The organism is Enterobacter cloacae complex sp. 277I4 (genome assembly GCF_050031465.1).
Taxonomy (GTDB): Bacteria; Pseudomonadota; Gammaproteobacteria; order Enterobacterales; family Enterobacteriaceae; genus Enterobacter; species Enterobacter cloacae.
The window spans coordinates 2,633,107-2,644,684 of sequence record NZ_JBLGWC010000001.1; the positions used below are offsets into that span (position 1 = coordinate 2,633,107).

The 11,578-nt window shown below is 56.9% G+C and carries 9 protein-coding genes; 3 read left to right on the forward strand and 6 right to left on the reverse strand.

Going from position 1 to position 11,578, the window contains the following annotated elements:
• Positions 1-6 precede the first annotated feature (6 nt).
• From ACQG19_RS12860 to ACQG19_RS12885, 6 genes are all read right to left on the reverse strand, one after another.
• Complete coding sequence (locus tag ACQG19_RS12860) at positions 7-1,413, reverse strand: sucrose-6-phosphate hydrolase (protein ID WP_038419490.1); 1,407 nt, start codon at positions 1,411-1,413, stop codon at positions 7-9.
• Positions 1,413-2,783, reverse strand: a complete 1,371-nt coding sequence (locus ACQG19_RS12865; protein WP_045294154.1) for a sucrose-specific PTS transporter subunit IIBC — start codon at positions 2,781-2,783, stop codon at positions 1,413-1,415. Before ACQG19_RS12865 ends, ACQG19_RS12860 begins: the two co-directional genes overlap by 1 nt.
• Positions 2,784-2,850: 67 nt before the next feature.
• Positions 2,851-4,368, reverse strand: coding sequence for a carbohydrate porin (locus ACQG19_RS12870; protein ID WP_013096550.1), 1,518 nt, complete (start codon positions 4,366-4,368; stop codon positions 2,851-2,853).
• 169 nt (positions 4,369-4,537) lie between these two features.
• Positions 4,538-5,431: an aminoimidazole riboside kinase gene (locus ACQG19_RS12875; RefSeq protein WP_246931726.1), complete on the reverse strand. Its 894-nt coding sequence runs from the start codon at positions 5,429-5,431 to the stop codon at positions 4,538-4,540.
• Between the two features lie 88 nt (positions 5,432-5,519).
• On the reverse strand, positions 5,520-6,731 hold the full coding sequence (locus tag ACQG19_RS12880; RefSeq protein ID WP_246931908.1) for a diguanylate phosphodiesterase: 1,212 nt from the start codon (positions 6,729-6,731) through the stop codon (positions 5,520-5,522).
• A gap of 91 nt (positions 6,732-6,822) precedes the next feature.
• Positions 6,823-8,307, reverse strand: coding sequence for an alpha/beta hydrolase (locus ACQG19_RS12885; RefSeq protein ID WP_038419493.1), 1,485 nt, complete (start codon positions 8,305-8,307; stop codon positions 6,823-6,825).
• Between the two features lie 267 nt (positions 8,308-8,574).
• On the opposite strand from ACQG19_RS12885, the gene ACQG19_RS12890 reads away from it, so the two are divergent.
• Genes ACQG19_RS12890 through ACQG19_RS12900 form a run of 3 tightly spaced genes read left to right on the forward strand, consistent with a single transcriptional unit; the run spans position 8,575 to position 11,565 of the window.
• Positions 8,575-9,429, forward strand: coding sequence for a MurR/RpiR family transcriptional regulator (locus ACQG19_RS12890; RefSeq protein WP_013096546.1), 855 nt, complete (start codon positions 8,575-8,577; stop codon positions 9,427-9,429).
• Between the two features lie 12 nt (positions 9,430-9,441).
• Positions 9,442-10,017, forward strand: a complete 576-nt coding sequence (ddpX, locus tag ACQG19_RS12895) for a D-alanyl-D-alanine dipeptidase (protein WP_013096545.1) — start codon at positions 9,442-9,444, stop codon at positions 10,015-10,017.
• A 15-nt stretch (positions 10,018-10,032) separates the two neighbouring features.
• A complete protein-coding gene (locus ACQG19_RS12900; RefSeq protein WP_246931725.1) occupies positions 10,033-11,565 on the forward strand; it encodes an ABC transporter substrate-binding protein in 1,533 nt (510 codons plus the stop codon).
• Positions 11,566-11,578 lie beyond the last annotated feature (13 nt).

The window sequence follows — 11,578 nt, forward strand, 5'->3', positions numbered from 1 at the left end:
AAACCGCTATTCTACCATGCAGCCGCGCAGCGACCAGTAGCGTAATGTGATGTCGGACGCACCTTCGAATCGCACACGGGCCGGTTGGTCAGGAAAATAGCGACTGCTCATCACCCCTTCGCCGTGGTTGATGAAAATTTCGACGCTGGAGCGGTCGCACAGAACGCGCAGATGGTGAACCTCACCCAGCCAGTAGCGGGTTAACGTCTCACCCGTTTGCAGGCTGGCACGTTCCAGACGCAGGCCATTGCCATCGACCGTGAGGTGCAGCGCACCGGCAAAATCCAGTTTCGCGCAGGCAGCGCTCAGCTCGAACTCAAGGCGCGAGGCATCAAGCTCCGGCGCATCGCAGGCGTTGCCCTGCCAGTGCAGTTCCTCTTCACGCAGCATTTCCAGCTCACGCACCGGAGTCTGCCAGAGCTTGCCGTCGCGGTAGCGCAGCTCTCGCGGACAGGTCATCTGATGGATCCAGCCCTGTGCCCGGGTGGGCTGCAGCATCTCTTCCCCGTCAGGCACGCCCATCCAGCCAATCAGGATCCGCCGGCCATCTTCCGCCAGCGTCGTTTGCGGGGCATAGAATTCAAAACCGGCATCCAGTTCGTGTAACGCACCGTGCTCAAATGCGCCGCGCTGATAGTCAAACACCCCGCTCATCCAGGCTGCCGGATAGGTGTTGAGATAACGATGCGGCTCACGTGCCAGCCCCTGCGGGCAGCAGATCAGAACGTGCGTCCCGTCGAGGGCAAACAGGTCCGGGCACTCCCACATGTATCCCGCATCCGTGAGTCCGTTGACGCCGTGACCGGCAATTTCTCCGCACGATTCCCACGTGTGCAAATCGGCAGACCTGAACAGCAGCACCTTACCCCGCTTTTGCACATCCTGCGCGCCGAGCACCATGTACCACTGCCCGTCCTGCTGCCACACTTTCGGGTCGCGCACGTGGCCGGTGTAGCCATCCGGCAGCGCCAGCACCGGCCCCATTTTTTTAAAGGTCCCGTCCGGTTGTTCCACCGCCAGGCACTGCCAGGCGGTGCGGCTACCGTCATCGAACTTAACGTTGCCGGTATAGCACAGCGTCAGCATCCCGTTGTTGTCCACGGCGCTGCCGGAATAGCAACCGCTGCGGTCGTACTCTTCATCTGGCATCAGCGCCATCGGCTCGTGCTGCCAGTGCAGCAGATCGTGCGAACTCCAGTGCCCCCAGCATTTATACCGGTGATCGCAGCCCAGCGGGTTCCACTGATAAAACAGATGGTAGCGCCCGGCAAACCAGATAAAACCGTTCGGATCGTTCATCAGCCCCGTCACCGGTGCCGGGTGCCACTGCGGGTAGTGGCGGTCGGCACGGGCGTGCGGTTGGCCTTTCATCACGGCCTGCAGCACGGCAGGCCAGCGGGAAGGTAATGTCATTATTCAGAGTCCGTTTTATATTTCAGCAGCAGCGAGACGGTAAACGCTACGCCAAAGGCAATCACCATGCCGATAATATAGTTGAGCAGCGAACTGGCCTGCACGATTGCCATCCCCGGCAGCGCCGTCAGCCCTACCGCCGTCATGTAGACATGCACCGACACCACCCATGCGCCACCCACCGCACCGCCAATCAGCGCGGCCACAAACGGTTTCACGAAACGCAGGTTGATACCAAAGATAGCGGCTTCGGTAATGCCGAGCATGGCCGAGAACGCCGACGGTAAGGTAATGGCTTTGATTTTTGCGTCTTTGGTTTTAAACCACACCGCCAGGCACGCACCACCCTGCGCCACGTTCGCCATGGCCCAGATGGGCAGCAGGAAATTAACGCCAATCGACGGATTCCCCAACAGCCCGGCTTCAATCGCGTGGAAGCTGTGGTGAATGCCGGTAATAACAATCACCGAATAGAGCCCGCCGAACAACAAACCGGCCAGCCAGCCCGCGTGGGTAATCAGCGTGCTCAGAATAAAGGAGATGCCATCGCCTAACGCGCGTCCCGCCGGGCCGATAATCAGCAGCGCGATAAAACCGGAGAGAATGACGGTCAGGAACGGCGTCAGGATCAGGTCTAACGCATCCGGGATGACCTTGCGCAGGTTTTTCTCCACAATGCTCATAAACCAGACGGCCAGCAGCACCGGGAACACCGTTCCCTGATAGCCAATCATGGCAATCTCAAGGCCGAAAAAGTTCATGGTGTGGAAGCCGGACGCCACGCCCCAGGCGTTGGTCAGCGCCGGGTGGGTCAGAATGCCACCTAGCGTGGCGCCTAAATAGGGATTACCGCCAAACTCACGCGCGGCGGTAAAACCAATCAGGATCGGTAAAATAATAAACGCCGCCGAGCTGCACATATCCAGCATGATGTAGATGGCGTTATCGGCATTCACCCAGCCGTAGGTTTTCACCATTCCGAGCAGGCCCATCAGCAAACCGGACGCAACAATGGCGGGAATAATCGGTACGAAAATATTGGAAAGCAGGCGGGCAATGCGCTGGAAAGGGTTGAGCTTACGCGCCGCGAGATCTGCCGCTTCTGACTTGCTGGATTCACCAATCCCTGCCGCCTGAATAAAAGCCGCGTAAACCTTATTCACCACGCCGGTGCCAAAAATCACCTGCATCTGGCCCGCGTTACGAAAACAGCCTTTCACCCCCTCGACCTTGCCGATGGCCTGCTGGTCAGCAAGCGCATCGTCGATCAGCACCAGACGAAGGCGCGTTGCGCAGTGCGCGGCACTGGCGATGTTCTCTTTGCCACCGAGCAGCGGAATGAGCGCACGGGAAATATTATCAAAATCCATAGTTACCTCTGCCTGACTTCATTTTTATGATGTTTGATACGCTCCCGCCTGGCGGGAGCGTGAAGGGTTAAAACCAGGTTTCCATCTGGACCCCAAAGTTCCATTCCCCGCCAGCGTTAAAGCCGCTGCTGCCAAAGGCGTCATCGCTGGCGTAGTTATCCAGTTTGCTGCTCCAGTCCATCCAGGTGGCAAACAGGCGCAGTTCAGGACGGCTGAAGAAATCGCCAATTTTGCCCGCCTTTAAGGTCGGTGCGAAGGTCAGCTTGTAGAAGCTGCCGTTAACGGCGTTGCGATCTTTGTAGCCTTCCGGGTTCAAATCCATGTACTGATAGCTGCCCTCAAACGCCAGGGCGAAATTCTGCGTAACCTCTTTGATCAGGCGGGTATTGAGCGTAACCCACTCGTAGCTGTCGCCTTTGACGTAGCGGTCTTTACTGCTCTGAGCCAGTACCGCAGGCGCGATATGCCAGCCACCGCCGAGCGGCGTGACACCGTAACTTGCGAAGCGCCAGGTATCGGCTTCTGACAGCAGCGCGCCATCAGAGCCGATGCTTTTAACTTCTGCCCCCAGGCCGTGACCATACAGCAGCGCCGTTTTCGCTGAGCCTTCCCGCAGTCCGTAGAAGCTGTCATTGTGCAGACCCACCAGGGCATGCACGCCGGTGTTCGCCGCATCGGTTTTAATCAGATCGCCATTGCTGTCCTTGCGTTCGTCGTTATCCTTCGCCCGCAGGCCGCTCACCATCAGCTGGAATGGCCCGGCAAAGTGATTCATGCTGAGGATATAGTTCTGAACGTTGTTGTCGATCTGCTCTTCGCTGCCGAAGTTGCGCCCGTAAATCGAGAAGTTGCTGCGCAGCGTATCATTCCACTTCACGTCATAGACACCGCCGCCGGTACCGGCGAGGAACACGACGTCAGAATCCAGCCAGTGAATATCAAAGTTATCGCGGTCAAAGCGTTTACCGGCCCAGAAGGTACTCCCTTTCAGCGCGCCAGTGAAATCAGGCAGATTGCCCAGCTCGGCAAAGGCCTGACGAATGTTAAGATCGCTGGTATCGGCTGACCAGTCGTTATAGGTCTTCTGCCCGTCGGCTAACATGGCCTTAAAGCGCGTGGTCGCCCCACTCTCCAGCGTCTGTTTGTGTTCCACATTTAGCTCAACGTAGGTATCCGCTTCGTTACCCAGACGACCGACCGCGCCCCCGGTTTCCCCGGCAGGTGTCAGATACGGACCGCTTTTGCTGCTGGACGCCGCATCATTCATCAGCAGGCCTGAGCGAGCATAACCGTGAAATTCAAAGCCACTGCTCTGATCGGCTTTCTTTTCCAGCACCGTGGTACGCTGGGCCACCTCCTGGGTGGTGGTCTGCGTTTGCTGCTGGGCGGCAACCAGCTGCTGCGTTTTTTGTTCTGCTGCCGTCGCGCGTTTCTCCGCATTCTGGGCGCGCATTTCCGCATCCTGAAGACGCTGTTCCAGCGCCGCCAGGCGCGATTCAATGCTTGTCATATCGGTCTGGGCAAAAACAGAGGTACTACCGGCCAGCATGCCAATCATCACGGCAAGTCTGCGTTTTTTATACATTTTGTCGCATCCCTAAAAAAAGTGTTTTGATAATGCTAAATTGCTAAACCGGTTTAGGCTGCTGATACTAAACCCGTGAATTTTGGATCGGCAATACTTTTTGCTAAACCGTTTTAGTAAGTGTGATCGAGGCGACAATTCAGGCCGCCGGTCGGCGGCCAGGAAGGAATTACAGGTTGTGACGGTACGGCAGCGCGGTCATTGCCCCTTTGGCCGTCGTGGCCAGTGCACCACAGCGCTGGGCCAGTGCAAGGGTTGTTGCCAGATCCTGGCCTGACGAGGCCAGGCCGAACAGCAACCCTGCGACGAACGCATCGCCTGCGCCGGTGGTATCAACACACGCTACAGGTGTGGCCGGATAGTGTGTCGTGATGCCCTCATGCCAGGCCATTACCCCTTCTTTACCCAGCGTCACCAGCACCAGTCGGGCCGGACAATGGCGCATCAGCGCCGCCAGGCCGGTTTCGATATGGGATTCGCCGGTCAAAAACGTCAGCTCTTCAACGGAGAGCTTCACCACGTCCACGCGCTGTAGCGCCAGTTCGAGGCAACGGCGAAGATCGCCCTCATCCTGCCAGAGGTCGGGGCGAATGTTGGGATCGAAGCTGACAAAACCACCGGCTTTTTTAATTGCATCCATCGCCTGAAAAGTGGCAGAGCGACTCGGCTCCGCGCTGAGCGCAATGGAGCAGACGTGCAGCCACTCTTTGGCCCTGAAAGACGGCAGATCGGTGGAATCGAGAAACAGATCGGCGCTCGGCCGAACCATAAACGTAAACGAGCGTTCGCCCTGTTCGTCCAGATCAACCACCACCGTTGAGGTGCGGTGAGCCGGATCGAGGCGCATCCACTGCACATCAACCTGCTCATCCGCCAGCGTTTTCTGCATAAATCGGCCAAACGGATCGTCGCCAACCCTGCCAATAAAGGCACTTTTTCCGCCCAGTCGGGCGATGCCGACCGCCACATTTGCCGGTGCGCCGCCGGGACATTGCAGCAATGTGCCGTCCCCCTCTGGCAGTAAATCCACCACTGCATCACCGAGTACCCAGATTTTATCCATGTCATCCCCGTAGCTAAACTATATTAAACCGTTTTAGCTATTTAAACACAGGCTGACCAAAGGGGAAATAATCAGGAAGGAAAAAGCGTTATCGTACCAGGTGTGGCCAGTGAATATCGCCCACCCCGTTAAGCTGCGGCCGGGCAAACAGAAACCCCTGAAAACGGCGAATACCGGCGGATTCCAGCCAGCACCACTCCTCCAGCTTCTCAATGCCTTCCGCCACCAGCGTGATCTCAAGGTCGGTGCAGCAGCTCACTATCGATCGGACAATCGCCTGTTTTGGGCCGCTGAGATGAATATTGCTGACAATTTCCCGATCGATCTTGATTTTATCCGGCTGGAAGCGGGTAAGCAGTGAAAGCCCCGCATACCCGGAGCCGAAATCATCGATCGCCAGGCCAATACCTTCCCCCCGAAGCTGTTTGATCGCGCTGTTGAATTTGTTAAAGCCGGAAATCATCTCGTTTTCAGTTACTTCTATGACCACCTGCTCCGGCTGAAGCCCGTGTTGTCTGATTTGCTCCACCAGAAACTCGACCGCCCCGGGCACCTTGACCAGCGACATGGGAAGCAAATTCACCGCAATTTTATGGCTGCCGATACCCAGTTTCTCCGCAAGCGCAAAGGCATACGCTTTGGTTTGCAGATCCACTTCGTAGAGCTTGTCCTGATCGAGCGTTTTGAAGAAATGTTCCGGGCTCCCGCCATCGTTGCCACGAATAAGCGCTTCAAGTGAACTGATTTTCCCTTCCGAGGGCTCGACTATCGGCTGCAGCGCAAACTGACAGATTTGACCGGCTATCAACCCCATGGCCTCACCGAAGGGCGCTTTTTCACATGCGAGCGTCCATTTTCCCGCATCCACCGGGTTCCTCGTCTGGCCGGTATGTTTCCCGGTGATAAAGGTCTGAATGAATTTGAACACCCGATCATCGGATATGAGATAGCTTTCCAGCTGGCTGTAATGCAAAACCGACTCAAGCACCTCTTTTGGGGACTGGACCTGCAGGTCAAACAGCAGCATGCCGACATTGTCAAACCGTCTGCGGGGGCCGTAATCCCGCATCAGTTCGACGACGCCACTGTGGCGCTCATCATCGCGAATTTTGTGGAACAACTTCACGACGCTCTCTTCCGCGCCCTCAAGAATTTGCATGACGTCACAGCCGTTCGAGAGCAGGACACCCGTGATGTTCAGTTTGGCATTGCGGCTTCGTGCTCGTTCTACCAGCGCGCTTAATTCTGCGGACCGGCAGGATAAATGTAAATGGCTTCGATAAATCAGCGTGGTGAGCACAGGAATGGGTTCCAGAATAAGGGAGGCGCCGGGGAAGTTACTGTTTAACATACTTCACCAGCGCTACCTAATAAATTAACAGCTTAAGGGATCACCCTTTTTCCTCCGTCCCGATGCGGTTGTCGATCCGCATCTTCATGTAGTCGTAAAACGGATTTGAGGTCACCCGCATCAGGGCATCTTTACCCACGCTCAGTACGGAGGTCTCTCCCCACAACGCAATGGTGCCCAGGCTGATGCCATAGCGGTTTTTCACGGCAGGATGCCGGCCATACAGATCGTCATCAGGCGGGAAAGGTACGGCGACATGCGAAAGCGAATAGACCTCCGGCGGATACTGCTGCGCCAGCGGCTCCACGGTCTCCTCTGTGCTGCCTGCGGGGATGTGCTTCGCGACCGTGGCGAAACGCTCCGCACTGGCGTTGGTTACAATCGTGACACTGTAACGTCTTTGCGCAGACGGCAACAACTCAGAGAGGGCCGTCCACGACGACGGCCGGAATAACGGGCGGAAACTCGCCGCCTGGTTGATATCAAACACCACCAGTTCACTGCCATTGGCCGGAAGCTGGTCGAATAACCCCGTGACAACCGCACGGGTACTGACGGTGGAATCCATCACCGACTGAAAGGCCAGTACCGGCGGCAACCGATCCAGCGTGTGGTTTTGTGCAGCGCGGCCAATCTGCTCCTGCAGCGCCTTCGTCAACAGCCACGACTGACGCGCCGCGTTTACCGGGAAAGAGTTGTATTTGTAAGGGTTATACTCCGGCGCGATATTCAGCCACGCCGCTTTCGCAAACGCCGGTAACAGTGCCGGTAAGCCTGCGAATCCGGCAAAGCGGGCAAACGCCGTGACGCCGATCATCGGTGACAACAACACCAGTTGCTGAGGTTTTCGCAGCGAAGGCGACTCCAGCGCGTCCAGGGTGTATTTCATCGCCAGCGCCCCGCCGTTGGAATAGCCCACCAGATGCAAAGGAACGTTATCCCCCGCCAGACGGGAGGCTTCGCGCACGGCAAGACGCGTCGCCGCCAGCCACATCTCCCAGTCAACATTTGTCAGCGCCCCTGGTGCCGTCCCGTGTCCGGGCAGACGCGGCACCACGGCCACAAATCCGCGCTGCTGATAATCAACGGCAAGGTGCTTAACGCTATAGGGCGAATCGGTGAGTCCGTGCAGTAAAACCACCGCACCACGCGGTTTACCGGCAGGCATCAGCACAAACGAGCGATTTGCATCCGGAGTAAATTTTCCGGGCCACACCAGGCTCTGACGGTAGTAGCGGTTTAAGGCGGTACGCTCCTCCCCCTTCGTTTTTGCCGTGACCGCGTTATCCAGGTCGGTGAAGATGGCCTTTTCCCGGTCGAGATAGTCAGCAAAGTTCGCCTTATCCAGCTCGCTTACGCTCATTTCATCCGCACGCCAGGTATGCCAGAGATGTAACGCCGGCCCCTGCTGCGAGAGATATACCCGCACTGCCAGCAGCACAACCACGATAATCCCTATGACCATCGCCACTTTCTTTGCGAGAGCCATCAGGCGCACGCTGACACGCCAGGGCAAATTCGCCATGCCGGGTTCCTTCTCTTAGTCACTGTGTTTGTATCTTATCAAAAATGTGAAGGGGCTGACGTATTCACCAAATTCATCTCTGTCGAATCCGACAATGCACCAAAAGTGAACTACGCTGCACAAATGTTGATCATTGGTTAATCAAATATTGCATGAAATTTACAGCACAGCGGCTTTTCGCCGTCATGTGAACATGGCACGCGTCATGCATTGTTAACCAGGTAACAGAATTCCGGCCATTGACAGCCGGTTAACAGCGAGGCGGTAATGACCACCAAACCTGAAATGCTGAACCGTATCGAAGCCACCTTCAGCCAGCTGACGCCCAGCGAAAAGCGTGTGGCAAGCTGGATGCTGGCGCACGCCGCGCTGATACCGTTTGAGACGGCAGAGAGCGTGGCGCTGACTACCGGCACCAGCGGGATCACCGTCGGGCGCTTCCTGCGTAAGCTGGGGTATCGCAACCTGGACGATGCCAAAAAAAGCCTGCGCGATCCTTATCAGCCCTGGGGAATGAACGAACGTCTGGACTCCTGGCAACAGCAGCGCCCGCTCTCGGATCGCCTCCAGCACTCCCTTTCGCTGGAGGTGGATGCAATCACCCATGTTTATCAGCTGGCACAAACCGATGTCTTTAAGCAAATCGTCCATCAGCTCACCCATGCTGAGGCGGTGTTTGTGTTGGGTATTCAGTCAACGCGCGGGATTGCCAACGCCTTCTTCAGCCACCTGGAATACCTGCGCCCGCGCGTGAGCTACTCCGAGGGGTTATCCGGCAGTTGGGTTGAATCGCTCAACTCCGGTTTTGACCACCCTTATGTGGTGCTGACCGATACCCGCGCCTATTCCGCCATTGCCCGGCAGTACTGTCGTGTCGCAAGTGAGAAAAGTATTCCGATGGCCCTGATCACCGATATCTGGTGTCCGTGGGCGCGGGATTACCCTATTGATTTATTGCAGGTTAAAACCGATACCGGCCACTTCTGGGATTCGCTGGCCCCTGTGAGCTGTCTTTTCAACCTGCTGCTGTCAGGCGTGGTCCAGGCGCTGGGTGATGCGCTTGCAGACCGTCTGACGATAAACCGTGAATTACAACAAGAGTTTGGACAATTCGAACGCTAAAGGAGCGGAGCTATGCCCGAAGAGAGTGAACTGATTGATGTCGCCAGAATGTTTCCTGAGTTGCATATCGATCTGAAATACGCCACCGCCGACAACCTGACTGGCCGTCCCATTTATCAGGAGGCGCTGTGTTTGCTGCATACCGATGCCGCCACCGCGCTGGCGAAATCGATTGGCATCGCCACGCTCGCCGGACTGAAACTGGTGGTCTACGACGCCTATCGCCCACAGCAGGCCCAGGCGCAGCTGTGGGATGCGTGCCCGAACCCGGAATATGTGGTGGATGTGGCCATTGGCTCCAATCACAGCCGCGGCACGGCCATCGACGTCACCCTGATGGATGAACATAACAACGTGCTGGATATGGGGGCCGGGTTTGATGAGATGGATGACCGTTCTCATCCGTATCATCCCTCCGTGCCGCCGCACGCCCAGCGCAACCGCCTGCTGCTTAACGCCATCATGTTTGGCGGCGGCTTTGTGGGGATCGGCAGCGAATGGTGGCACTTCGAGTTGCCAAACGCCGCCAGTTATCCCCTTCTTGACGATCGTTTCGCCTGTTTTCCGTTGACGCACACCCCTCTTTAAACCTGGAGCACTGCCATGAAAACAACGCTTCTCACGACGCTTATCGCCGCCACGCTGGCCCTGAGCATGCCTGCTGCGCAGGCCGCCGTTCCGAAAGACATGCTGGTGATAGGTAAAGCCGCCGACCCGCAAACCCTCGATCCGGCAATCACCATTGATAACAACGACTGGACCGTCACCTATCCGTCCTATCAGCGTCTGGTGAAGTACAAGCCTGGCACCACGGAGGTCGAAGGCGATCTGTCCACGGGCTGGAAGGCATCTGAGGATCAGAAAGAGTGGACCTTCACCCTGACGGACAACGCGAAATTCTCTGACGGCACGCCGGTCACCGCTGAAGCGGTAAAACTGTCGTTTGAGCGCCTGCTGAAGCTCAGCCAGGGGCCGTCTGAAGCGTTCCCGAAAGATCTCAAAATTGACGCCGTTGATGACCACACGGTGAAATTCACCCTCAGCCAGCCGTTTGCACCCTTCCTCTATACCCTGGCGAATGACGGTGCATCGATTATTAACCCGGCCGTACTGAAGGCCAATGCCGCCGATGATGCGCGGGCTTATCTGGCGCAGAACACCGCCGGTTCCGGGCCATTTATGCTGAAGAGCTGGCAAAAAGGTCAGCAGCTGGTGCTGGTGCCTAACCCGAACTGGGCGGGAGATAAGCCCCACTTTAAGCGCGTCTCGGTGAAAATTATCGGTGAAAGCGCGTCGCGTCGCCTGCAGCTTTCCCGTGGCGATCTGGATATTGCCGACTCCCTGCCTGTCGATCAGCTTTCGGCGCTCAAGCAGGAGGGCAAAGTCGCCGTGGCGGAGTATCCGTCCCTGCGCGTGACCTATCTCTATCTCAACAACAGCAAAGCGCCGCTGAATCAGGTGGATTTGCGCCGGGCCGTCTCCTGGGCAACCGATTATCAGGGGATGGTGAAAGGCATTCTCAGCGGTAACGGCAAGCAGATGCGCGGCCCGATCCCGGATGGCATGTGGGGCTTTGACGCCACCGCCATGCAGTACAGCTTTGACGAGGCCAAAGCGAAAGCGGCGCTGGAGAAAGTCAAAGATAAACCGGCCAGCCTGACGTTCCTCTACTCGGACAACGACCCGAACTGGGAGCCTATCGCCCTCTCCACTCAGGCCAGCCTGGGCAAGCTCGGTATCAACGTCAAGCTGGAAAAACTGGCTAACGCCACCATGCGCGACCGCGTGGGTAAAGGCGACTATGACATTGCCATTGGCAACTGGAGCCCGGACTTTGCCGACCCGTACATGTTCATGAACTACTGGTTTGAGCCGGACAAAAAAGGTCTGCCGGGCAACCGCTCGTTCTATGAGAACAAAGAGGTCGATTCCCTGCTGCAGGCGGCGCTGAAAACCACGGACCAGGCGGAGCGCACCCGCGATTACCAGCAGGCGCAGAAGATTGTGATTGACGAAGCGGCCTACGTTTATCTGTTCCAGAAGAATTACCAGCTGGCAATGAACAAAGAGGTCAAAGGCTTCACCTTTAATCCAATGCTCGAGCAGGTGTTCAACATCGCCACCATGAGCAAGTAACGGTTTCGCCGGG